Raw genomic sequence first — 24,383 nt, forward strand, 5'->3', positions numbered from 1 at the left:
TTTATGTGCAAGGTGTGGCAGGGTTAAAACCTGCTAAAAAACCTTGCATATAAGTATTTAAAATCTTTATTGATAATACTACTTCATTTAACGGGCAAAAATTATTAAGCGGAAACTTCTCAAACAAAGAATTCCAAATCGGTGCATATTCAAACGAAACAGTAAAAGCAAGTATCGGTGCAACAACATCAGATAAAATCGGCTTAACAAGATTTGAAACAGGGCATAATGTAAGAGCAAAAGATATGCCTATTGATGGTAAAATCACACTTACTTTTAAAAACGTTGATGGGATTAACGATGTTACTTTAGAGCCAGTACAAGTTGCAAAGGGTGGTTCTACATTTGCAGGTGGCGGACTTGGTGCTTTAGCTGAAGCTATTAATAAATCAACCGATAAAACAGGTATTAAAGCTTCTGTATCAGCTATAAGTGTATTTGAATCTCCAATTAGAGCAGGTAAAACATCAGATGATTTTTCAATTAATGGTGTAAAAATCGGCTCAATAGAAGTAAAAGACAAAGATGGAAACGGTGCTTTAGTAGCTGCAATTAACGCAGTAACCGACCAAACAGGAGTAGAAGCATCAGTTGATAGCAAAGGTAGATTAGTATTAAACAACCGTGATGGTCGTGGTATTAAGATTACTGATGGTGTTGATAAGAGTTTTGATAAAGATGGTAAAGCCTATACTAAAACTACTTCCGCAGCAGCTGCAGACAAACATTTGTTTTTTACTAATAAAGTAGCAGAAGTTGATGATGGCACAAAAAACACTGGGCAAATTGCTGTAGATTTTTCAAAATCAAATACTTGGGGTGGCGGTGGAGAAGATGCTGATACCAATGGAAGTAATGATGCCAAAGATTCTATTTTAAACAAAAATAATATGTTTGATGATGTTAAAAAAGCATATTATGAGCAAGCTGCTAGACATGCTGCGGATGGTTATGAAAGAGCCAAAAATATCACTATCACAGAAGGTACAGGAATTGATTTATCTAAAATACATGCAAATATACAAGGTGCTTTACATTTAGCAATGGTTGCTGGAGGCAATACAGATGAAACAGCTGGTACAACAACAGCGGCTGGAGATAATGGTAAAGATACCTATAAGCAGTGGGTTGCTGATGCAAATGATGCAATAAAAAAAGTAGCAGGACAAGAAACTTCAAAACATAATAGCCTACAAGATTTAAACGCTGCAATTGATGATGCAGTAAATAAACTTACAAAAGTTATTGATGCGGCTGCAGGTAAAACTATGGCAGATAATGAAGGGGAAAATGGTATTGTCGCATACGCTGCATTAAATTTCTTAAAAGGTTTAAAAGAAGGTTTAAATGAGCCTAATAGAAGTGGTTTAACTGATATTATTGGTTTAACTGATGAAAATAAAACTAATTTTGGAAGATTAAGCCTTAGCTCAAATAACGGAAGAGACATAGTTGTACAAGCAACAACTTCAGCTGTAGATGATAAAGGTAAACCAAAAGAAATTGATGTTACAAGCGCTTTAGGCTTTGATAAAAATGTTGTAGAAAAAACAATATCTTTAAGAGAAACAAACGCAACTATTTCTAAAGAAGACGCAGACGCAATGGGCTTTAACACAGAAGAATGGCAAGCAGGAGAGAGTGGCGACAACCAAAATGGTTACGCTGCAGGTGTAATGACCTTAAAAGGAGCAATGGCAATGATGAACATAGCAGAAAACGCTATTAAAGCACTAGAAGCTGTAAGAAGCGACCTTGGTTCTGTTCAAAACCAATTAGTTTCTACAATCAATAACATTAGCGTAACTCAAGTTAATGTTAAATCAGCAGAAAGCCAAATAAGAGACCTAGACTTTGCTAGTGAAAGTTCTAACTTTAGTAAGCAACAAATCCTAGCTCAAAGTGGTGTTTATGCGTTAAGCCAATCAAATGCAGTTCAACAAAATGTTATGAAGTTGTTACAATAGTAAAAGAATATAATCTTAGCTTAGTAACAAAAGCTTATAATGTTAGCTTAGTAACAAAAGCTTATAATGTTAGCTTAGTAACAAAAGCTTATAATCTTATCTTAGAAGTTAGCCTAAAGCTAACTTCTTTTTGTTTTATTATATCCCCACATCACAACCATCAACAACCCCACGCAACCATTTTTGTTTTTCTAAATTCTTTTAATTTTCTTTTGCTTTTTTTAACTTTATTTACACTGTTTTTAATTCTTTTTAATTTTTTTATTTCTTTTTATTTCTTTTTGTTTCTTTTAACTTTTTCAATTCTTTTTATTTCTTTTCAATTTTTTAGCTTTCTTTTACTTTTTCTAAACTTTTTTCGCTTTCTTATTTACCCCCCCCCAACCAAAAAACAATCAACAACCCTAACTACAAGCTTAAATAAAACTTAATTTAATGTATCTTTAAGCTATTAATTAAAACACAAGATTAATTTTGTAGTATTTAGAGAAGTTAGGAAAGCTCTTTTAATGTCTTTTTATTTTCTTATCTACCCCCACCACCTACCTTCAAGCTATCAACTACAAACTTAAATAAAACTTAATTTAATGTATTTTTAAGTTTGTAGTAAAAAGTACAAGATTAAAATTGTAATATTTATAGAAATTGCAGAAACCACCAATATTTAACCCTACAATATAAAAAAGCATTTTTAAAAACTATCTAATCACTCAAAATATTTATAACCCCAACACCATTTTTATCACAACAAATCATCATTCAACCCTACCAATTTTCAGTCCCACTGCCACCAACAATCAATCCTTACTCTACTTATCAATACTCTAAAATATTTTTACACTATCCAACCACTCAAACTTTACCCCCCCCAAAAAAACAATCAACAACACTAACTACAAGCTTAAATAAAACTGAATTTAATGTATCTTTAAGCTAAATTATCAATTCTTCTTATTTATATTACAATCTAAGTTAAAAAATACTAATTCCCACTAATAAAATAACTAAAGCAACAAAATATAGAAAAACACCCCCTAATAAATATCTAATTTTATTTGTTATCAACCAAGCTAACTATAAAAACCAACTAACTACTACTAACAATATTACTTAATTTTTACAATCAAATTAAGTATTTTTATTTTACATATTCATTAATCCTTAAACTCCCAACTACAAACTTAAATAAAACTTAATTTAATACAATATTAAGTTTATAGTAAAAAAACATAAGATTAAAATTGCATCATTTAGGGAAATTCTTTTAAATTTTTTAGTTTATTTTGCTTTTTTAAATTCTTTTGATTTTCTTTTAGTCTCTTTTGTTTTCTTTTGCTTTTTTAACTTTATTTACACTGTTTTCAATTCTTTTTAATTTCTTTTACTTTTTCTAAACTCTTTTTGCTTTCTTATTTGTCCCCTAACTAAAAATCACTATTCCATCCCCACCACCAAAAAAAACAATCAACAACCCTAACTATAAGCTTAAATAAAACTGAATTTAATGTATTTTTAAGTTTATAGTAAAAATATGTGATTAAAATTACAGCACTATACGAAGATTACGAAGATTACGAAGATTACGAAGATTACGAAGATTACGAAGATTACGAAGATTACGAAGATTACGAAGATTACGAAGATTACGAAGATTACGAAGATTGCAGCTTAAATAAAACTTAATTTAATGTGTTCTTAAGTTTGCAGTAAAAAGCACAAGATTAAATTAGCAGTATTACTAAGGTTTGGAATAGTTGGAATAGTTGTAAGAGTTAGAAAAAAGCAGCTTCAATCAAACCTAACTTAATATATTTATAAGTTTATTATTTGTTATTATGTATTTTTACTAAATGTTATTATCTTTATTTATTTATCTTACTTATTAACACAAAAAAAGCATCTTTAAAAGTACTAAATAATCAACTTTAATTAGTAATCTTAAAGCTTAAAAAAAGCTAAAAAGTTATGTATTAAAATATAAGCTAAAGCTATAAAAGTATTTATACATAATAATTTAAAACCAAGTACTTATTTTAATTTCTTGCACAAAAAGTAAAAAGATAAATTATTTTTTACAAGGAGTTATTATGAAAAAAGGTTTTACAATGATTGAACTAATCTTTGTTATTGTTATTTTAGGTATATTAGCTGCTGTGGCTATTCCTAAGATTAATGCTACTAGAGATGATGCGGAGAAGGTTAAGTCAGCTCAAAATATTGTTACTTTAATTGGGGATTTAGGGTCTTATTATACGGCTCAGGGGGAATTTGCTACTAAGACTGGTGGTACTGATATTGATTTTGCAAAAATGACTAATGTGGCTTTTAGTAGCACCGCTACAGATACTGCACAATTAAAGATTGGCTCAGATAGTGATTGTTTAAAGATTAAGGTTGATTCTGCAAATGGTAAAGTTACTTTTACAGGAAAAACAACTTCACCTAGTAAAGCTTGTGAAGAAACTTTAAAATTATCAACAGTTAAAGCAGCTTTTGGTGGTAATGATTTATCAACTGGTAGTGGTACAGCAACAATCGATTTCGCCGCTTCAAGTGTAAATTTTGATTTCTAATTAATAAAAACAAAACAAAAAGGTAGCCTAAAAACTACCTTTTTACTTACACTTCTCAAACCTTCAAACAAATAAAACAAACAAAGTCAAAATAACAAAACATAACAAAACAAATTTAAAGTATCTTCATTCTATAATAATTTATTTTATTTTTCTTAATCTTTTTTCTTATTTTTTATCTTATTTAAAGCCAATTCTAAAGCTTAAAAAAGCTAAAAAGCTATGTATTAATATAAGCAAAACTATAATAAATTAAATTATCTTTACTACCAAAACATGCAACTACAACTATCAAATAAACAAAACAATTTTAAATCCTTCTAATAAATCCAAGCAAATACAAAAATACTACTAATTAAAAAGCAAATAAATTTAAAAAGATTAAAAAATTAAAAAAAGCTGAAAGAATTTAGAGACAGTAAAAATGAGTAAAAAGGCAAAAAGAAAGTAAAAGATTTTTCCTAATTTTCCTAAATACTACTAATTTAATCTTGTACTTTTTGCTATAAGCTTAAGAATAGATTAAATTAAGTTTTATTTAAGCTGCTAACTTCTTCATTTTATTCATTTTATTCATTTTATTCATTTTATTCATTTTATTCATTTTATTCATTTTATTCATTTTATTCATTTTATTCATTTTCCTAGTACTGTAAATTTATTCTTGTGTTTTAACTATTGTCTTAAAAATACATTAAATTCAGTTTTATTTAAGCTGCACCCTTCCAAATCTTCCAAATCTTCCAAATCTTCCAAATCTTCCAAATCTTCCAAATCTTCCAAATCTTCCAAATCTTCCAAACCTTCCAAACCTTCCAAACCTTCAAATCTTCCAAACCTTCCAAACCTTCCAAACCTTCAAATCTTCCAAACCTTCCAAACCTTCAAATCTTCCAAACCTTCCAAACCTTCCAAACCTTCAAATCTTCCAAACCTTCCAAACCTTCAAATCTTCAAATCTTCGCAATCTTTGTATAGTGCTGTAATTTTAATCGCATATTTTTTACTACAAACTTAAGAATATATTAAATTAAGTTTTATTTAAGTTTATAGTTGGAGTTGTTGATTGTTTTTTGGTGGGGTAAAGTTTGAGTGGTTGGATAGCGTAAAAATATTTTAGGGTATTGATAAGCGGAGTAAGGATTGATGGCTGTGCAGGGTTGAATGATGGTTGGGGGGGGGATGGAATAGTGATTTTTAGTTAGAGAGGCATAAGAAAGCAAAAAGAGTTTAGAAAAAGTAAAAGAAAGTAAAAGAATTGAAAACAGTGTAAATAAAGTTAAAAAAGCAAAATAAACTAAAAAATTTAAAAGAATTTCCATAAATATTGCTAATTTAATCTTGTGTTTTTTTTACTACAAACTTAAGAACACATTAAATTAAGTTTTATTTAAGTGTATAGTTGATAGCTTGAAGGTAGGTTGTGAGTAGTTGTTTTTTTTGGGGGGGGGGTAGAGTAAAGTTTTAGTAATTAGATAGTGTGTAAATATTATTTATAGTGTAAGAATGGTTGGTTTAATTGATAGTATTTTTGTGTTTGTTTGTAGTAAAGGAGAATAGATAATAAAACCAAAAGAAAGTAAAAGAATTAAAAACAGTATAAATAAAGTTAAAAAAGCATAATAAACTAAAAAATTTAAAAGAATTTCCCTAAATGTTGCTAATTTAATCTTATGTTTTTTATATAAACTTAAAAATACATTAAATTAAGTTTTATTTAAGCTTATAGTTTGAGCTTGAAGGTAGGTAGTGGATAGTTGTTTTTTTGGTGGGGTAAAGTTTGAGTGGTTGGATAATTGTGCGGGGATAAAAACTGATTATGAGATGTTGTAAAAAGAAGATTTGTGGGCTAAGCGGAGTAAGGATTGGTAGCTGTGCAGGGTTGAATGATGGTTGGGGGGGGGTGTTGATTGTTTTTTGATGGGGGTGGGGTTAATGAGTTAAGTTGTGTGTTTGTTTTTTTACTTGTTTGAAGGTTTGAGAAGTGTAAGTAAAAAGGTAGTTTTTAGGCTACCTTTTTTTTGTAAAAATAATTATTATTTAGATTTAGTTTTTTATTTAGCTTTTGTAGAAGACACTCCATCAAAATTTATTCCACTTGCAGAGTAATCAATTGTTATTTCATTATTATCATCTAACTGTTTTCCATCAGCAGTATTTCTTAATAATGTAGAAGCTGCTACAATTTTTGAACATAACTTCTTACCACTATTACCACTTGAAGAACCTGAAGAAGTAATTTTAATACTTGAATCGTCAGCTATTTCAAATTTTAAGCAAACTTCATTTTTAATCTTTAAATTACCATTACTATCTAAAGCAACATTTGTTATTTTATGAAAAGGGATATTACTTCCACTTGAATCCCTAAACCCACCTTGAGAAGTATAAAAAGACGCAAAGTCACCCATTAATGTTGCAATATTTTGTGTAGCCTTTACTTGTTCTGCATCATCTCTAGTAGCATTAATCTTAGGAATAGCCACAGCAGCTAATATACCTAAAATAACAATAACAAAGATTAGTTCAATCATTGTAAAACCTTTTTTCATAATAACTCCTTGTAAAAAATAATTTATCTTTTTACTTTTTGTGCAAGAAATTAAAATAAGTACTTGGTTTTAAATTATTATGTATAAATACTTTTATAGCTTTAGCTTATATTTTAATACATAACTTTTTAGCTTTTTTTAAGCTTTAAGATTACTAATTAAAGTTGATTATTTAGTACTTTTAAAGATGCTTTTTTTGTGTTAGTAAGTAAGATAAATAAATAAAGATAATAACATTTAGTAAAAATACATAATAACAAATAATAAACTTATAAATATATTAAGTTAGGTTTGATTGAAGTTGCTTTCTTCTAACTCTTACAACTATTCCAATCATTCCAACTATACCAACTATTCTAACTATTCTAAACCTTCGAACCCTTCCAAATCTTCGTAATACTGCTAATTTAATCTTGTGTTTTTACTGCAAACTTAAAAATACATTAAATTCAGTTTTATTTAAGCTTGTAGTTAGTGTTGTTGATTGTTTTTTTTGGGGGGGGCGTAGATAAGAAAATAAAAAAAATTAAAAAGAATTGAAAAACTAAAAGAAAGCTAAAAGAATTGAAAACAGTGTAAGTAAAACTAAAAAATTGAAAAGAAACAAAAAGAAATAAAAAGAAATAAAAAGAAATAAAAAGAAATAAAAAGAAATAAAAAGAAATAAAAAGAAATAAAAAGAATTGAAAACAGTATAAATAAAGTTAAAAAAGCAAAAGAAAATTAAAAGAGACTAAAAGAAAATCAAATGAATTTAAAAAAGCAAAAGAAAATTAAAAGAATTTAGAAAAACAAAAATGGTTGCATGTGGTTGTTGATGGTTGTGATGTGGGGATATAATAAAACAAAAAGAAGTTAGCTTTAGGCTAACTTCTAAGATAAGATTATAAGCTTTTGTTACTAAGATAACATTATAAGCTTTTGTTACTAAGCTAACATTATCAGCTTTTGTTACTAAGCTAACATTATCAGCTTTTGTTACTAAGCTAAGATTATATTCTTTTACTATTGTAACAACTTCATAACATTTTGTTGAACTGCATTTGATTGGCTTAACGCATAAACACCACTTTGAGCTAGGATTTGTTGCTTACTAAAGTTAGAACTTTCACTAGCAAAGTCTAGGTCTCTTATTTGGCTTTCTGCTGATTTAACATTAACTTGAGTTACGCTAATGTTATTGATTGTAGAAACTAATTGGTTTTGAACAGAACCAAGGTCGCTTCTTACAGCTTCTAGTGCTTTAATAGCGTTTTCTGCTATGTTCATCATTGCCATTGCTCCTTTTAAGGTCATTACACCTGCAGCGTAACCATTTTGGTTGTCGCCACTCTCTCCTGCTTGCCATTCTTCTGTGTTAAAGCCCATTGCGTCTGCGTCTTCTTTAGAAATAGTTGCGTTTGTTTCTCTTAAAGATATTGTTTTTTCTACAACATTTTTATCAAAGCCTAAAGCACTTGTAACATCAATTTCTTTTAATTTTCCATCTGCACCTACAACTGAAGTTGTTGCTTGTACAACTATGTCTCTTCCGTTATTTGAGCTAAGGCTTAATCTTCCAAAATTAGTTTTATTTTCATCAGTTAAACCAATAATATCAGTTAAACCACTTCTATTAGGCTCGTTTATGCTTTCTTTTACACCTTTTAAGAATTGTATAAATGAATGAGCTACCATAGCATCTTCACCTTCAGTAGTTGCCATAGTTTTACCTGCAGCACTATCAACTATTTTTGACATTGCATTTATTGCAGCATCTATTTTAGCATTTGCATCAGCTACGCTAGCATGTTCTGTTTTAACTGCAGCTAAAGCAACTTTAGCTTCTTCTAATATACCACTAGGTTCTGCGCCTCCATTTGGACCAGTAGGTCCTTGTTTAGCATTAGCTAAATTTAATGCACCGATAGCTTTTGCAGCTAAATCTGTTAATGTTACCTTACCATCTTCTGCTACTTTACCTTTAGCTTGATCATAACCATCTTTTGCAATTCTTGCATCTTGTTCATAATGTGCTTTTTGTACATCTTCAAATTTATTATTTTCATTTAAAATTGAACCTTTATTACCATTTCCTGCTGTACCAGTTACTCCATCGCCTTTCCAAGTATCAACTGCACCCAAATCAACTGCTACTTGACCATTACCAAGTTTTGCATTACCTGTATCAGCTGCTTTATTATCACCTTTTGTTGTATATAGTAAATGTTTATCTGCTACACGACCATTTGTTATATCTTTATCACCTGTTTGTTTTGTAACATCTAAATTACTCTTATCAACACCATCAGTAATCTTAATACCACGACCATCACGGTTGTTTAATACTAATCTACCTTTGCTATCAACTGATGCTTCTACTCCTGTTTGGTCTTTAACGGCATTAATTGCAGACCTTAAAGCACCGTTTCCATCTTTGTCTTTTACTTCTATTGAACCTATTGTAACACCGTTGATTGAAAAGCCTTCAAGTGTTGTTCCTGCTTTAATTGGTTGTGCAAAAACTGTTTGAGCTGTTAAAGAAGCTTTAATACCTGTTTTATCGCTAGATTTATTAATAGCTTCAGCTAAAACACCTAAACCATTACCTGCTTTAATATTGTTACCATCAACTATACTTACTGGTTCAAAAGTAAAATCATTAATTCCATCAACATTTTTAAAAGTAACTGTTACTTTATCTCCACCTATTGCTAGGTCGCTTTGGCGTACATTATGTCCTGTTTCAAATCTTGTTAAGCCGATTTTATCTGATGTTGTTGCACCAATACTTGCTTTTACTGTTTCGTTTGAATATGCACCGATTTGGAATTCTTTGTTTGAGAAGTTTCCACTTAATAATTTTTGCCCGTTAAATGAAGTAGTATTATCAATAAAGATTTTAAATACTTATATGCAAGGTTTTTTAGCAGGTTTTAGCCCTGCCACACCTTGCACAATTTTTACAAGGTTTTTTATAAAAAAAGTAAAAATTGGTTATTTTTTATAGTTTTCTACAGCCTTATTCCACATTAATTTGTATTTTCTTTTTAAAAATTCAATTTCTTCTCTAGAAGCTGTCAATTCAGCATTTAAACTCTCAATCACCTTTCTATCAGCGTCGTATAGTTCTTGTACTGAATACAATGCTTCTTTTAAAAAAGCATTTTCGTTTTTTAAGACTTCTAAGGTCTCATCTTTTGCATCTAAAACCTTTTCGTGTAAATTTAAAATTGTACCTATTGTTTTTTCTACAAAATTTCCTGTTATTTGCTGTTGAGATGTTTGAATGGAGTTTGTATTTGGCATTAAAGCAAAAGTTCCTGTACTAGCTTCAATTAAGATTTTATCGTCTTCTTTTTTATGTTTTAATGAGCCTTTTTCTATCATCGTTAAAACCACTTCTTCATCTAAATGAACCAATTTACAGAATTCTTTTAGCTCTAAATAAGTTTGCATCTTAACTCCTTAAAAATACAAATTCACAAAGTTTTACAGGGCTTTTACATAAATTTATATTACCACTGTGTAATTCATTAAATTCTTTGTTTTTTTCATTGATTAGTTTTTTAAATTCTAAAAAATATTTACCATCTTTGCAAAATATTTTACCTATTTCATTGTCACATTGTGGTATTAAAATATCATTTGGGGCAAATATTTCATAACTTTCATTAACTCTTAAAATGCCTTTTGATGCAAAAAATTCTCCATCTTCGCTAATAGCTTGAACTTGCATTGTACCTTGCATTATTGAGGTAATATGGTTTTGAGTATCATCTTTTTCATAAGGTCTATTTATTAAATAGCCATCTGTAAAGCCACGAGATTTTAATGTGTTTAATTCAGCTTCATATTCACTTGGGTTAAAAGTGTTATTTAAAGCATCTTTAAGTGCTTTAGCATAAGTTCTAACAGCACAAGCAACATAATATTCGCTTTTTGTTCTTCCTTCTATTTTAAGTGCAGAAATTGCTTTACTTTGCACTATTTTGTCAATATATTTAGCTAAATTTAAATCTTTTGAATTAAAAATATGAGTTCCACTTTCATTTTCTTCTATACGAAAAAGTGCGTTATTTTCTGGATTTTTAGCATATAATTCATAAGGAAAACGGCAGTCATTAGCACAAGAGCCTAAATTACTTCTTCTACCACTTTGAACCGCTGATATTAAACATCTTCCACTATATGCAAAACACATTGAACCATGCACAAAAGCCTCAAGTTCCACATCGCAATTATTAGCAATATCACAGGCATCTTTTAAACTCAACTCTCTTGCTAAAACTACTCTTTTTGCACCTAATTCTTTATATACCTGCGCATCAGCGTAGTTTAAGACATTTGCTTGAGTACTAACATGGATTGGAATGTTAGGTGCAAATTCTTTTGCTAATTTCATAGCACCTACGCTTGCAATTATTAAAGCATCAGGCTTTAAACGCTCTAGTGTTTTTAAATGTCTTTTTAAGCCATCAAGTTGAGCTGATGTGTGAAAACCATTTACGGTAGCATAAACTTTGACATTTTTTGAATGTGCATAATTTATACCTTCTAAAAAACTTTCTTCATTGAATTCTTTGGCTGAACGAGAACGCAATGAAAATTGAGAAAGCCCTGCATAAACTGCATTTGCACCATAATTAACCGCTATTTTTAATTTTTTTAAATTTCCTGCTGGAGCTACTATTTCTATCATTTTTTTCCTAGTGATGCGATTAAGGCTTCGATATCATCGTTACTTACTAAATCTGCTGTATTATCGCCTTCAATATGAACAGCTGAGCTTACACGCTTTTCATCATCAATTTTACCTTCAAATAAGGAATTCATATATTTTGATAAGGCACGCATAACATTTATAACTCTTTCAATCTTTTGTCTATGTATATCTTGATATTGCATAGCATCCATTGCCATCATAGCTTCATCTTGTCCCATAGCTAAAGCATCGTTTAATTCATCATAATCAGCTTTTAAATTATTTAATTGTTCTAATTCTTCATTAAACCTATTTACATTAGGGAATTTTTCATTTAACAATTTAAATAATTCTTCTAAGTTTGAATGATGTTTTTTTAATTTTTTTACTATAGCTTCTGCATTTGCAAAATAATCCATAATCATTTCTATTTTGCCAAGTAATTCAGTAGCTTTTATTTCGCTATCTCTTGTAACATCATCTAATTGATGAACTACTTTATGGTCTTGAGTTGGCGGTGGCGGCGGCCAAGATTTAGTAGAATCTGGACGGTATGATTTATAGCTTTCATCCAATTCTTCTTCACTTGTTTGTGCTTTTTCTTCTTTTACTTCTTGCTCTTCTTGCACAAGTTCTTCATCATCAAGCCCACCAGCCATTAAAGCATCTAATTCTTCTTGTGTCATATCTCTTCCTAATTATTAAAAAAAAATTGTTAATATCATACATAATCAAATCTAACTTAAGGTAAAAAAATGGCTAAATTCGTAAAAGACTTAAAAGAGTTTTATAGTTTTTGTGAAAAAAATGAGGTTGAATTTGTAGATTTTAGATTTACTTCTTTTGATGGTGCTTGGAATCATCTTACTTATACACTTCATTCTGTTACAAATGAATTGTTAGAAAATGGAATTCCTTTTGATGCAAGCTCATATAAAGGTTGGCAGCCAATTGAAAAAAGCGATATGATTTTAAAACCAGATATCACAACTGCTTTTTTAGACCCATTTACTAGCGATAATACGATAATTGTAATTTGTGATATTTATGATGTTTATAAAAATGATTTTTATGAAAAATGTCCAAGAACAATTGCAAAAAAAGCTCAAGAATTTTTAAAACAAAGTGGCATTGCTGATGAAATTTTTATAGGTGCTGAAAATGAGTTTTTTGTTTTTGATGATGTGAAAATAATTGATTCTATGCATTATGCAATGTATCAAATAGATAGTGAAGAAGGCGAATGGAATGACGCTAAAAACTATGATGATTCATACAATAGCGCTCATCGTCCTAGAAGAAAAGGTGGTTATACTGCAATTATGCCTGTTGATAGTATGCAAGATTTAAGAGCTGAAATGGTACAAGTTTTGCAAAGGGTTGGGCTTGAATGCTTTGTACATCATCACGAAGGAGCGCAAGGGCAAGGCGAAATTGGTGTAAAATTTGATAATTTAGTTCAAGCAGCTGATAATGTGCAAATATATAAATATGTTGTAAAAATGGTTGCGCATTTAAATGGAAAAACAGCTACATTTATGCCAAAACCACTGCATTTAGATAATGGTAGCGGTATGCATGTGCATATGAGCTTATTTAAAGACGGGGTAAATTTATTTTATGATGAAAAAGGCTATTCAAAATTAAGCCAAACAGCAATTCATTTTATAGGCGGAGTATTAAGACACGCTAAAAGTGTAGCAGCATTTTCAAATGCAACAACCAATTCTTACAAAAGGCTAATACCTGGTTTTGAAGCGCCTAGCATTCTTACATACTCATGTCAAAATCGCTCTGCAAGTTGCCGTGTGCCTTATGGAATAGGTAAAAATAGCGCAAGGGTTGAAATGCGTTTTCCTGATTCAAGTTCAAATGTGTATTTATGCTTTGCTAGTTTATTATTAGCTGGTATTGATGGTGTTAAAAATAAACTTTTAGCAGCAGGTCCGATGGATGAAAACTTATTTAAATTAAGTCTTGATGAAATTAGAGAAAAAGGTATTGAGCAAATGCCACATACTTTAAGGTCTGCTTTAGAAAATATGCTAAAAGATAATGCTTATTTAAGACCAATTTTTAGTGAGGTTTGCATTCAAGATTATCAGCGTATGAAATTTAAAAATCAAGTATGGCCGATAGAGCAAAGACCAACTGCTTATGAATTTAAAACTACATATTCGTGCTAAATTTTTAATTTTTTTGATATAATGCATATTTTAGTATTTTTAAAGGAGAATATTTGGACCCCAGTTATACGGCATTAATGCTATTTTTAGCATTGTTTTGTGTATTTTTAAATGCGTTTTTTGTGTTGTCTGAATTTAGTATTGTAAAGGTTAGAAAAAGCAAGTTAGAAGAATTAGCAAATTCTGGTAATTCTTCAGCTAAACTTGCTTTAAATATGTATAATCATTTAGATACATATTTATCAGCAACTCAATTAGGTATTACTTTAAGCTCTCTTGCTTTAGGTTGGCTTGGTGAAAGTTCTGTAGCAACTATTTTAAGTAAATTGCTTTCATCTTTTAATGTTAATCCTGTTGCAATTCATAGCATTAGCGTTGTAATTTCTTTTATTTTTATTACATTAATGCATGTTGTTTTAGGAGAAATCGTTCCAAAAAGTATTGCAATAGCAAAGACAGAAAAGGTTGTTTTAATAATTTCAAGACCACTTTATTATTTTAGAATTTTATTTGCTCCATTTATTATTTCTTTTGATTATTTATCCATTGGAATTTTAAAGATTTTTGGCATTAAAACAAATATAGAAAATGCCCACACAGAAGAAGAAATAAAAATCATAGCAAGCGAAAGTCAAAGAAGCGGTGTGCTTGATGAATTTGAAACAGAAATCATACAAAATGCAGTTGATTTTAGTGATATTGTTGCTAAAGAGATTATGACACCAAGAAGAGATATGATTTGCTTAAATAAAATCTCAAATTATGAAGAAAATTTAAAAATCGTAAAAGAATTTAAACACACTAGATTCCCTTACATAGACGCTAGTAAAGATAATATTTTAGGTATGATTCATATTAGAGATTTGCTTGATAATAGCGACTTAAATTCTTGTGTTAGAAATGTGTTATTTGTACCTGAAAATCTAAGTATTTCAAAAATACTTTTGCAAATGAATAAAGAACAAATTCACACAGCAATCGTAGTTGATGAATATGGCGGTACAGCAGGACTTTTAACTATGGAAGATATTATTGAAGAATTAGTCGGCGAAATAAGCGATGAGCACGATATAAAATCACAAGAAATTAAAAAAATAAGTGATAATGTTTATATAGTAAATGGGCGTTTAGATATTGAAAGTGTTGAAGAATTACTAGGTATTAAATTTGATGATGACTTAGAAGAGCTTACAATTGGGGGGTATGTATTTAATCGCTTGGGTCATATGCCTAGTGAAAAAGAAAGATGCGAAGATGAATTTTGCTACTACGAAGTAAAATCAATGCACGCAAACAGTATAAAACTATTAAAAATTATAAAGAAAGGTTAAAAAATGCAAAAATATAGATTAATAACAAGAAGTGATATGGATGGTTTAGTATGTGCAGTGCTACTAAAGCATATGGATTTAATAAATGATATAAAATTTGTTCATCCAAAGGATATGCAAGATGGAACTATTGAAATTACAAATAACGATATTGTAACAAATTTACCATATTGTGAAAATGCTTATTTAGTATTTGACCATCACGAAAGCGAAAGTATTAGAAATGGTAAAAAAGATAATCACATAATTATCCCAGATGCTCCATCAGCAGCTAGAGTTGTATATGATTATTACACAAAGCAAGGTGTTAAATTTCCTGAAGATTGGCACGATATGATGGTTGCTGTTGATAAAGCAGACAGCGCTCAATTTAATAAAGAAGATGTTTTAAATCCACAAGGTTGGGAATTTTTAAGCTTTTTAATGGATAGTAGAACAGGGCTTGGAAGGTTTCACGATTTTAGAATAAGCAATTATAATTTAATGATGGATTTAATTGATTATTGCAAAAATCATAAAATTGATGAAATTATGAAATTACCTGATGTTGTTGAAAGAAGCGATTTGTATAAAAAATACGAAAAAGAATTTAAAGACCAATTATTAAGATGTTCAAAAGTTTATAAAAACCTAGTTGTACTTGATTTAAGCAAAGAAGAAATAATCTATCCAGGCAATCGTTTTATGATTTATGCGCTTTTCCCGCAATGTAATATCTCAATTCATAAAATATTAGGTTTTAGGGGTCAAAATATGGTTTATGCAACAGGCAAAAGTATATTTGACCGTTCAAGTAAAACAAACATTGGCGAGTTAATGCTTAAATACGGTGGTGGCGGTCACGAAGCAGCAGGCACTTGTCAAGTTTCACACGAAAAAGCAGAAGAAGTACTAAACGAGTTAATCACAAAAATCAATGCAGATGGTTAAAATTTTAGCTAGGCTTATGCTTAGCTAAAATATATTTTTTATTAATCTATAATTATTAGCTACAAAATATTTTAAATTACTTGAAAATTTTATTAAAAAATTAGTTTTGAAGAATGGCTCCGGATGTAGGATTCGAACCTACGACCAAGCGGTTAACAGCCGCCTACTCTACCGCTGAGCTAATCCGGAACTAAGCAGTAAAAAAAAGACTAATTATAATTAATTTTTTTTTCTTTGTCAAGATTTTTTTTACTTTTTTTATAAAAAAACCTTGTAAAAATTGTGCAAGGTGTGGCAGGGCTAAAACCTGCTAAAAAACCTTGCATATAAGTATTTAAAATCTTTATTGATAATACTACTTCATTTAACGGGCAAAAATTATTAAGTGGAAACTTCTCAAACAAAGAATTCCAAATCGGTGCATATTCAAACGAAACAGTAAAAGCAAGTATTGGTGCAACAACATCAGATAAAATCGGCTTAACAAGATTTGAAACAGGACATAATGTACGCCAAAGCGACCTAGCAATAGGTGGAGATAAAGTAACAGTTACTTTTAAAAATGTTGATGGAATTAATGATTTTACTTTTGAACCAGTAAGTATAGTTGATGGTAACAATATTAAAGCAGGTAATGGTTTAGGTGTTTTAGCTGAAGCTATTAATAAATCTAGCGATAAAACAGGTATTAAAGCTTCTTTAACAGCTCAAACAGTTTTTGCACAACCAATTAAAGCAGGAACAACACTTGAAGGCTTTTCAATCAACGGTGTTACAATAGGTTCAATAGAAGTAAAAGACAAAGATGGAAACGGTGCTTTAAGGTCTGCAATTAATGCCGTTAAAGACCAAACAGGAGTAGAAGCATCAGTTGATAGCAAAGGTAGATTAGTATTAAACAACCGTGATGGTCGTGGTATTAAGATTACTGATGGTGTTGATAAGAGTAATTTAGATGTTACAAAACAAACAGGTGATAAAGATATAACAAATGGTCGTGTAGCAGATAAACATTTACTATATACAACAAAAGGTGATAATAAAGCAGCTGATACAGGTAATGCAAAACTTGGTAATGGTCAAGTAGCAGTTGATTTGGGTGCAGTTGATACTTGGAAAGGCGATGGAGTAACTGGTACAGCAGGAAATGGTAATAAAGGTTCAATTTTAAATGAAAATAATAAATTTGAAGATGTACAAAAAGCACATTATGAACAAGATGCAAGAATTGCAAAAGATGGTTATGATCAAGCTAAAGGTAAAGTAGCAGAAGATGGTAAGGTAACATTAACAGATTTAGCTGCAAAAGCTATCGGTGCATTAAATTTAGCTAATGCTAAACAAGGACCTACTGGTCCAAATGGAGGCGCAGAACCTAGTGGTATATTAGAAGAAGCTAAAGTTGCTTTAGCTGCAGTTAAAACAGAACATGCTAGCGTAGCTGATGCAAATGCTAAAATAGATGCTGCAATAAATGCAATGTCAAAAATAGTTGATAGTGCTGCAGGTAAAACTATGGCAACTACTGAAGGTGAAGATGCTATGGTAGCTCATTCATTTATACAATTCTTAAAAGGTGTAAAAGAAAGCATAAACGAGCCTAATAGAAGTGGTTTAACTGATATTATTGGTTTAACTGATGAAAATAAAACTAATTTTGGAAGATTAAGCCTTAGCTCAAATAACGGAAGAGACATAGTTGTACAAGCAACAACTTCAGTTGTAGGTGCAGATGGAAAATTAAAAGAAATTGATGTTACAAGTGCTTTAGGCTTTGATAAAAATGTTGTAGAAAAAACAATATCTTTAAGAGAAACAAACGCAACTATTTCTAAAGAAGACGCAGACGCAATGGGCTTTAACACAGAAGAATGGCAAGCAGGAGAGAGTGGCGACAACCAAAATGGTTACGCTGCAGGTGTAATGACCTTAAAAGGAGCAATGGCAATGATGAACATAGCAGAAAACGCTATTAAAGCACTAGAAGCTGTAAGAAGCGACCTTGGTTCTGTTCAAAACCAATTAGTTTCTACAATCAATAACATTAGCGTAACTCAAGTTAATGTTAAATCAGCAGAAAGCCAAATAAGAGACCTAGACTTTGCTAGTGAAAGTTCTAACTTTAGTAAGCAACAAATCCTAGCTCAAAGTGGTGTTTATGCGTTAAGCCAATCAAATGCAGTTCAACAAAATGTTATGAAGTTGTTACAATAGTAAAAGAATATAATCTTAGCTTAGTAACAAAAGCTGATAATGTTAGCTTAGTAACAAAAGCTGATAATGTTAGCTTAGTAACAAAAGCTTATAATGTTATCTTAGTAACAAAAGCTTATAATCTTATCTTAGAAGTTAGCCTAAAGCTAACTTCTTTTTGTTTTATTATATCCCCACATCACAACCATCAACAACCACATGCAACCATTTTTGTTTTTCTAAATTCTTTTAATTTTCTTTTGCTTTTTTAAATTCATTTGATTTTCTTTTAGTCTCTTTTAATTTTCTTTTGCTTTTTTAACTTTATTTATACTGTTTTCAATTCTTTTTATTTCTTTTTATTTCTTTTTATTTCTTTTTATTTCTTTTTATTTCTTTTTATTTCTTTTTATTTCTTTTTGTTTCTTTTCAATTTTTTAGTTTTACTTACACTGTTTTCAATTCTTTTAGCTTTCTTTTAGTTTTTCAATTCTTTTTAATTTTTTTTATTTTCTTATCTACGCCCCCCCCCAAAAAAAACAATCAACAACACTAACTACAAGCTTAAATAAAACTGAATTTAATGTATTTTTAAGTTTGCAGTAAAAACACAAGATTAAATTAGCAGTATTACGAAGATTTGGAAGGGTTCGAAGGTTTAGAATAGTTAGAATAGTTGGTATAGTTGGAATGATTGGAATAGTTGTAAGAGTTAGAAGAAAGCAACTTCAATCAAACCTAACTTAATATATTTATAAGTTTATTATTTGTTATTATGTATTTTTACTAAATGTTATTATCTTTATTTATTTATCTTACTTACTAACACAAAAAAAGCATCTTTAAAAGTACTAAATAATCAACTTTAATTAGTAATCTTAAAGCTTAAAAAAAGCTAAAAAGTTATGTATTAAAATATAAGCTAAAGCTATAAAAGTATTTATACATAATAATTTAAAACCAAGTACTTATTTTAATTTCTTGCACAAAAAGTAAAAAGATAAATTATTTTTTACAAGGAGTTATTATGAAAAAAGGTTTTACAATGATTGAACTAATCTTTGTTATTGTTATTTTAGGTATATTAGCTGCTGTGGCTATTCCTAAGATTAATGCTACTAGAGATGATGCAGAACAAGTAAAGGCTACACAAAATATTGCAACATTAATGGGTGACTTTGCGTCTTTTTATACTTCTCAAGGTGGGTTTAGGGATTCAAGTGGAAGTAATATCCCTTTTCATAAAATAACAAATGTTGCTTTAGATAGTAATGGTAATTTAAAGATTAAAAATGAAGTTTGCTTAAAATTTGAAATAGCTGACGATTCAAGTATTAAAATTACTTCTTCAGGTTCTTCAAGTGGTAATAGTGGTAAGAAGTTATGTTCAAAAATTGTAGCAGCTTCTACATTATTAAGAAATACTGCTGATGGAAAACAGTTAGATGATAATAATGAAATAACAATTGATTACTCTGCAAGTGGAATAAATTTTGATGGAGTGTCTTCTACAAAAGCTAAATAAAAAACTAAATCTAAATAATAATTATTTTTACAAAAAAAAGGTAGCCTAAAAACTACCTTTTTACTTACACTTCTCAAACCTTCAAACAAGTAAAAAAACAAACACACAACTTAACTCATTAACCCCACCCCCATCAAAAAACAATCAACACCCCCCCCCCAACCATCATTCAACCCTGCACAGCTACCAATCCTTACTCCGCTTAGCCCACAAATCTTCTTTTTACAACATCTCATAATCAGTTTTTATCCCCGCACAATTATCCAACCACTCAAACTTTACCCCACCAAAAAAACAACTATCCACTACCTACCTTCAAGCTCAAACTATAAGCTTAAATAAAACTTAATTTAATGTATTTTTAAGTTTATATAAAAAACATAAGATTAAATTAGCAACATTTAGGGAAATTCTTTTAAATTTTTTAGTTTATTATGCTTTTTTAACTTTATTTATACTGTTTTTAATTCTTTTACTTTCTTTTGGTTTTATTATCTATTCTCCTTTACTACAAACAAACACAAAAATACTATCAATTAAACCAACCATTCTTACACTATAAATAATATTTACACACTATCTAATTACTAAAACTTTACTCTACCCCCCCCCCCAAAAAAAACAACTACTCACAACCTACCTTCAAGCTATCAACTATACACTTAAATAAAACTTAATTTAATGTGTTCTTAAGTTTGTAGTAAAAAAAACACAAGATTAAATTAGCAATATTTATGGAAATTCTTTTAAATTTTTTAGTTTATTTTGCTTTTTTAACTTTATTTACACTGTTTTCAATTCTTTTACTTTCTTTTACTTTTTCTAAACTCTTTTTGCTTTCTTATGCCTCTCTAACTAAAAATCACTATTCCATCCCCCCCCCAACCATCATTCAACCCTGCACAGCCATCAATCCTTACTCCGCTTATCAATACCCTAAAATATTTTTACGCTATCCAACCACTCAAACTTTACCCCACCAAAAAACAATCAACAACTCCAACTATAAACTTAAATAAAACTTAATTTAATATATTCTTAAGTTTGTAGTAAAAAATATGCGATTAAAATTACAGCACTATACAAAGATTGCGAAGATTTGAAGATTTGAAGGTTTGGAAGGTTTGGAAGGTTTGAAGATTTGAAGGTTTGGAAGGTTTGGAAGATTTGAAGGTTTGGAAGGTTTGGAAGATTTGAAGGTTTGGAAGGTTTGGAAGGTTTGGAAGATTTGAAGGTTTGGAAGGTTTGGAAGGTTTGGAAGATTTGGAAGATTTGGAAGATTTGGAAGATTTGGAAGATTTGGAAGATTTGGAAGATTTGGAAGATTTGGAAGGGTGCAGCTTAAATAAAACTGAATTTAATGTATTTTTAAGACAATAGTTAAAACACAAGAATAAATTTACAGTACTAGGAAAATGAATAAAATGAATAAAATGAATAAAATGAATAAAATGAATAAAATGAATAAAATGAATAAAATGAATAAAATGAATAAAATGAAGAAGTTAGCAGCTTAAATAAAACTTAATTTAATCTATTCTTAAGCTTATAGCAAAAAGTACAAGATTAAATTAGTAGTATTTAGGAAAATTAGGAAAAATCTTTTACTTTCTTTTTGCCTTTTTACTCATTTTTACTGTCTCTAAATTCTTTCAGCTTTTTTTAATTTTTTAATCTTTTTAAATTTATTTGCTTTTTAATTAGTAGTATTTTTGTATTTGCTTGGATTTATTAGAAGGATTTAAAATTGTTTTGTTTATTTGATAGTTGTAGTTGCATGTTTTGGTAGTAAAGATAATTTAATTTATTATAGTTTTGCTTATATTAATACATAGCTTTTTAGCTTTTTTAAGCTTTAGAATTGGCTTTAAATAAGATAAAAAATAAGAAAAAAGATTAAGAAAAATAAAATAAATTATTATAGAATGAAGATACTTTAAATTTGTTTTGTTATGTTTTGTTATTTTGACTTTGTTTGTTTTATTTGTTTGAAGGTTTGAGAAGTGTAAGTAAAAAGGTAGTTTTTAGGCTACCTTTTTGTTTTGTTTTTATTAATTAGAAATCAAAATTTACACTTGAAGCGGCGAAATCGATTGTTGCTGTACCACTACCAGTTGATAAATCATTACCACCAAAAGCTGCTTTAACTGTTGATAATTTTAAAGTTTCTTCACAAGCTTTACTAGGTGAAGTTGTTTTTCCTGTAAAAGTAACTTTACCATTTGCAGAATCAACCTTAATCTTTAAACAATCACTATCTGAGCCAATCTTTAATTGTGCAGTATCTGTAGCGGTGCTACTAAAAGCCACATTAGTCATTTTTGCAAAATCAATATCAGTACCACCAGTCTTAGTAGCAAATTCCCCCTGAGCCGTATAATAAGACCCTAAATCCCCAATTAAAGTAACAATATTTTGAGCTGACTTAACCTTCTCCGCATCATCTCTAGTAGCATTAATCTTAGGAATAGCCACAGCAGCTAATATACCTAAAATAACAATAACAAAGATTAGTTCAATCATTGTAAAACCTTTTTTCATAATAACTCCTTGTAAAAAATAATTTATCTTTTTACTTTTTGTGCAAGAAATTAAAATAAGTACTTGGTTTTAAATTATTATGCATAAATACTTTTATAGCTTTAGCTTATATTTTAATACATAACTTTTTAGCTTTTTTTAAGCTTTAAAATTACTAATTAAAGTTGATTATTTAGTACTTTTAAAGATGCTTTTTTGTGTTAGTAAGTAAGATAAATAAATAAAGATAATAACATTTAGTAAAAATACATAATAACAAATAATAAACTTATAAATATATTAAGTTAGGTTTGATTGAAGCTTGTAGTTGATAGCTTGAAGGTAGGTGGTGGGTAGTTGTTTTTTTTGGTGGGGGGGGGTGGGGTATGAAAATAAAAAGAAATAAAAAGAAATAAAAAGAAATAAAAAGAAATAAAAAGAAATAAAAAGAAATAAAAAGAAATAAAAAGAAATAAAAAGAAATAAAAAGAATTGAAAACAGTATAAATAAAGTTAAAAAAGCAAAAGAAAATTAAAAGAGACTAAAAGAAAATCAAATGAATTTAAAAAAGCAAAAGAAAATTAAAAGAATTTAGAAAAACAAAAATGGTTGCATGTGGTTGTTGATGGTTGTGATGTGGGGATATAATAAAACAAAAAGAAGTTAGCTTTAGGCTAACTTCTAAGATAAGATTATAAGCTTTTGTTACTAAGCTAACATTATCAGCTTTTGTTACTAAGCTAAGATTATATTCTTTTACTATTGTAACAACTTCATAACATTTTGTTGAACTGCATTTGATTGGCTTAACGCATAAACACCACTTTGAGCTAGGATTTGTTGCTTACTAAAGTTAGAACTTTCACTAGCAAAGTCTAGGTCTCTTATTTGGCTTTCTGCTGATTTAACATTAACTTGAGTTACGCTAATGTTATTGATTGTAGAAACTAATTGGTTTTGAACAGAACCAAGGTCGCTTCTTACAGCTTCTAGTGCTTTAATAGCGTTTTCTGCTATGTTCATCATTGCCATTGCTCCTTTTAAGGTCATTACACCTGCAGCGTAACCATTTTGGTTGTCGCCACTCTCTCCTGCTTGCCATTCTTCTGTGTTAAAGCCCATTGCGTCTGCGTCTTCTTTAGAAATAGTTGCGTTTGTTTCTCTTAAAGATATTGTTTTTTCTACAACATTTTTATCAAAGCCTAAAGCACTTGTAACATCAATTTCTTTTAATTTTCCATCTGCACCTACAACTGAAGTTGTTGCTTGTACAACTATGTCTCTTCCGTTATTTGAGCTAAGGCTTAATCTTCCAAAATTAGTTTTATTTTCATCAGTTAAACCAATAATATCAGTTAAACCACTTCTATTAGGCTCGTTTATGCTTTCTTTTACACCTTTTAAGAATTGTATAAATGAATGAGCTACCATAGCATCTTCACCTTCAGTAGTTGCCATAGTTTTACCTGCAGCACTATCAACTATTTTTGACATTGCATTTATTGCAGCATCTATTTTAGCATTTGCATCAGCTACGCTAGCATGTTCTGTTTTAACTGCAGCTAAAGCAACTTTAGCTTCTTCTAATATACCACTAGGTTCTGCGTTTTCATTTGGACCAGTAGGTCCTTTTTTAGCATTAGCTAAATTTAATGCACCGATAGCTTTTGCAGCTAAATTTGTTAATGTTACCTTACCATCTTCTGCTACTTTACCTTTAGCTTGATCATAACCATCTTTTGCAATTCTTGCATCTTGTTCATAATGTGCTTTTTGTACATCTTCAAATTTATTATTTTCATTTAAAATTGAACCTTTATTACCATTTCCTGCTGTACCAGTTACTCCATCGCCTTTCCAAGTATCAACTGCACCCAAATCAACTGCTACTTGACCATTACCAAGTTTTGCATTACCTGTA

The 24,383-nt window shown here is 29.5% G+C and carries 17 protein-coding genes, 1 tRNA gene and 5 pseudogenes; 11 read left to right on the forward strand and 12 right to left on the reverse strand.

The window, feature by feature from the left end; translation table 11 throughout:
- Position 1: 1 nt before the first annotated feature.
- The gene (locus tag CCANL266_RS09460) at positions 2-268 is read right to left on the reverse strand and encodes a hypothetical protein (protein WP_224331548.1); all 267 of its coding nucleotides are present in this window, start codon (positions 266-268) and stop codon (positions 2-4) included.
- Here CCANL266_RS09460 and CCANL266_RS09465 point away from each other — a divergent pair.
- From CCANL266_RS09465 to CCANL266_RS01485, 3 genes are all read left to right on the forward strand, one after another.
- Positions 246-1,967 carry a flagellin gene (locus CCANL266_RS09465; protein WP_244948138.1) on the forward strand — a complete coding sequence of 574 codons (1,722 nt, stop codon included), beginning with the start codon at positions 246-248 and terminating at the stop codon, positions 1,965-1,967. The genes CCANL266_RS09460 and CCANL266_RS09465 overlap by 23 nt on opposite strands.
- Positions 1,968-3,500: 1,533 nt before the next feature.
- Positions 3,501-3,650: a hypothetical protein gene (locus CCANL266_RS01480; protein WP_172230383.1), complete on the forward strand. Its 150-nt coding sequence runs from the start codon at positions 3,501-3,503 to the stop codon at positions 3,648-3,650.
- 404 nt (positions 3,651-4,054) lie between these two features.
- The gene (locus CCANL266_RS01485; protein ID WP_172230385.1) at positions 4,055-4,540 is read left to right on the forward strand and encodes a prepilin-type N-terminal cleavage/methylation domain-containing protein; all 486 of its coding nucleotides are present in this window, start codon (positions 4,055-4,057) and stop codon (positions 4,538-4,540) included.
- Between the two features lie 675 nt (positions 4,541-5,215).
- Here CCANL266_RS01485 and CCANL266_RS01490 read toward each other — a convergent pair.
- The 4 genes and pseudogenes from CCANL266_RS01490 to CCANL266_RS09720 form a co-directional block, all read right to left on the reverse strand.
- A complete protein-coding gene (locus tag CCANL266_RS01490; RefSeq protein ID WP_172230387.1) occupies positions 5,216-5,359 on the reverse strand; it encodes a hypothetical protein in 144 nt (47 codons plus the stop codon).
- 1,235 nt (positions 5,360-6,594) lie between these two features.
- Entirely contained in the window at positions 6,595-7,092 is a 498-nt protein-coding gene (locus CCANL266_RS09470) for a type II secretion system protein (RefSeq protein ID WP_244948139.1), read from the reverse strand.
- Between the two features lie 1,005 nt (positions 7,093-8,097).
- Positions 8,098-8,397: pseudogene (locus CCANL266_RS09475) on the reverse strand (flagellin); the annotation flags it as partial.
- 1,071 nt (positions 8,398-9,468) lie between these two features.
- Positions 9,469-9,783 (reverse strand): annotated as a pseudogene (locus CCANL266_RS09720) (flagellin hook IN motif-containing protein); the annotation flags it as partial.
- Here CCANL266_RS09720 and CCANL266_RS09725 point away from each other — a divergent pair.
- Positions 9,692-10,081, forward strand: coding sequence for a hypothetical protein (locus tag CCANL266_RS09725; RefSeq protein ID WP_342354094.1), 390 nt, complete (start codon positions 9,692-9,694; stop codon positions 10,079-10,081). The pseudogene CCANL266_RS09720 and the gene CCANL266_RS09725 sit on opposite strands and share 92 nt — an antisense overlap.
- Here the strand turns inward: CCANL266_RS09725 and CCANL266_RS01515 are convergent.
- Genes CCANL266_RS01515 through CCANL266_RS01525 form a run of 3 tightly spaced genes read right to left on the reverse strand, consistent with a single transcriptional unit; the run spans position 10,069 to position 12,462 of the window.
- On the reverse strand, positions 10,069-10,530 hold the full coding sequence (locus CCANL266_RS01515) for a DUF3972 domain-containing protein (RefSeq protein ID WP_172230391.1): 462 nt from the start codon (positions 10,528-10,530) through the stop codon (positions 10,069-10,071). The two genes, CCANL266_RS09725 and CCANL266_RS01515, sit on opposite strands and share 13 nt — an antisense overlap.
- 1 nt (position 10,531) lies before the next feature.
- Positions 10,532-11,773, reverse strand: a complete 1,242-nt coding sequence (locus CCANL266_RS01520; protein ID WP_172230393.1) for a peptidase U32 family protein — start codon at positions 11,771-11,773, stop codon at positions 10,532-10,534.
- Complete coding sequence (locus CCANL266_RS01525) at positions 11,770-12,462, reverse strand: chemotaxis protein (protein WP_172230395.1); 693 nt, start codon at positions 12,460-12,462, stop codon at positions 11,770-11,772. Before CCANL266_RS01525 ends, CCANL266_RS01520 begins: the two co-directional genes overlap by 4 nt.
- A 69-nt stretch (positions 12,463-12,531) precedes the next feature.
- Here CCANL266_RS01525 and glnA point away from each other — a divergent pair, with 69 nt between their 5' ends.
- The 3 genes from glnA (at position 12,532) to CCANL266_RS01540 (ending at position 16,223) form a co-directional block, all read left to right on the forward strand.
- Entirely contained in the window at positions 12,532-13,962 is a 1,431-nt protein-coding gene (gene glnA / locus CCANL266_RS01530; protein ID WP_172230398.1) for a type I glutamate--ammonia ligase, read from the forward strand.
- A 77-nt stretch (positions 13,963-14,039) separates the two neighbouring features.
- A complete protein-coding gene (locus CCANL266_RS01535; protein ID WP_172234343.1) occupies positions 14,040-15,293 on the forward strand; it encodes a hemolysin family protein in 1,254 nt (417 codons plus the stop codon).
- Between the two features lie 3 nt (positions 15,294-15,296).
- A complete protein-coding gene (locus CCANL266_RS01540; RefSeq protein WP_172230401.1) occupies positions 15,297-16,223 on the forward strand; it encodes a DHH family phosphoesterase in 927 nt (308 codons plus the stop codon).
- 114 nt (positions 16,224-16,337) lie between these two features.
- Here CCANL266_RS01540 and CCANL266_RS01545 read toward each other — a convergent pair.
- Both CCANL266_RS01545 and CCANL266_RS09730 read right to left on the reverse strand, forming a co-directional pair.
- Positions 16,338-16,412, reverse strand: a tRNA-Asn gene (locus CCANL266_RS01545).
- A 20-nt stretch (positions 16,413-16,432) separates the two neighbouring features.
- Complete coding sequence (locus CCANL266_RS09730; protein WP_342354095.1) at positions 16,433-16,843, reverse strand: hypothetical protein; 411 nt, start codon at positions 16,841-16,843, stop codon at positions 16,433-16,435.
- Between CCANL266_RS09730 and CCANL266_RS09735 the strand changes: the two are divergent.
- The 4 genes and pseudogenes from CCANL266_RS09735 to CCANL266_RS01570 form a co-directional block, all read left to right on the forward strand.
- Positions 16,827-17,066, forward strand: a pseudogene (locus CCANL266_RS09735) (flagellin hook IN motif-containing protein); the annotation flags it as partial. The gene CCANL266_RS09730 and the pseudogene CCANL266_RS09735 overlap by 17 nt on opposite strands.
- Positions 17,067-18,137: 1,071 nt before the next feature.
- Positions 18,138-18,437: pseudogene (locus tag CCANL266_RS09480) on the forward strand (flagellin); the annotation flags it as partial.
- Between the two features lie 1,006 nt (positions 18,438-19,443).
- Entirely contained in the window at positions 19,444-19,941 is a 498-nt protein-coding gene (locus CCANL266_RS09485) for a type II secretion system protein (protein WP_244948139.1), read from the forward strand.
- A gap of 1,236 nt (positions 19,942-21,177) precedes the next feature.
- Positions 21,178-21,321 (forward strand): hypothetical protein, encoded by a 144-nt coding sequence (locus CCANL266_RS01570; protein WP_172230387.1) that lies wholly within the window; start codon positions 21,178-21,180, stop codon positions 21,319-21,321.
- A gap of 675 nt (positions 21,322-21,996) precedes the next feature.
- On the opposite strand, the gene CCANL266_RS01575 is transcribed toward CCANL266_RS01570, so the two are convergent.
- Positions 21,997-22,482: a prepilin-type N-terminal cleavage/methylation domain-containing protein gene (locus CCANL266_RS01575; protein ID WP_172230385.1), complete on the reverse strand. Its 486-nt coding sequence runs from the start codon at positions 22,480-22,482 to the stop codon at positions 21,997-21,999.
- A gap of 739 nt (positions 22,483-23,221) precedes the next feature.
- Positions 23,222-23,521: pseudogene (locus CCANL266_RS09490) on the reverse strand (flagellin); the annotation flags it as partial.
- Positions 23,522-24,383 lie beyond the last annotated feature (862 nt).

This window comes from Campylobacter canadensis (genome assembly GCF_013177655.1).
Taxonomy (GTDB): Bacteria; Campylobacterota; Campylobacteria; order Campylobacterales; family Campylobacteraceae; genus Campylobacter_E; species Campylobacter_E canadensis.

Coding starts and splice junctions, on each gene's coding strand:
- CCANL266_RS01575 (WP_172230385.1), bottom strand. CDS start 22,482: ATGAAAAAAGGTTTTACAATGATTGAACTAATCTTTGTTATTGTTATT.
- CCANL266_RS01520 (WP_172230393.1), bottom strand. CDS start 11,773: ATGATAGAAATAGTAGCTCCAGCAGGAAATTTAAAAAAATTAAAAATA.
- CCANL266_RS01485 (WP_172230385.1), top strand. CDS start 4,055: ATGAAAAAAGGTTTTACAATGATTGAACTAATCTTTGTTATTGTTATT.
- CCANL266_RS01535 (WP_172234343.1), top strand. CDS start 14,040: ATGCTATTTTTAGCATTGTTTTGTGTATTTTTAAATGCGTTTTTTGTG.
- CCANL266_RS01525 (WP_172230395.1), bottom strand. CDS start 12,462: ATGACACAAGAAGAATTAGATGCTTTAATGGCTGGTGGGCTTGATGAT.
- glnA (WP_172230398.1), top strand. CDS start 12,532: ATGGCTAAATTCGTAAAAGACTTAAAAGAGTTTTATAGTTTTTGTGAA.
- CCANL266_RS09465 (WP_244948138.1), top strand. CDS start 246: ATGCCTATTGATGGTAAAATCACACTTACTTTTAAAAACGTTGATGGG.
- CCANL266_RS09485 (WP_244948139.1), top strand. CDS start 19,444: ATGAAAAAAGGTTTTACAATGATTGAACTAATCTTTGTTATTGTTATT.
- CCANL266_RS01540 (WP_172230401.1), top strand. CDS start 15,297: ATGCAAAAATATAGATTAATAACAAGAAGTGATATGGATGGTTTAGTA.
- CCANL266_RS01515 (WP_172230391.1), bottom strand. CDS start 10,530: ATGCAAACTTATTTAGAGCTAAAAGAATTCTGTAAATTGGTTCATTTA.
- CCANL266_RS09470 (WP_244948139.1), bottom strand. CDS start 7,092: ATGAAAAAAGGTTTTACAATGATTGAACTAATCTTTGTTATTGTTATT.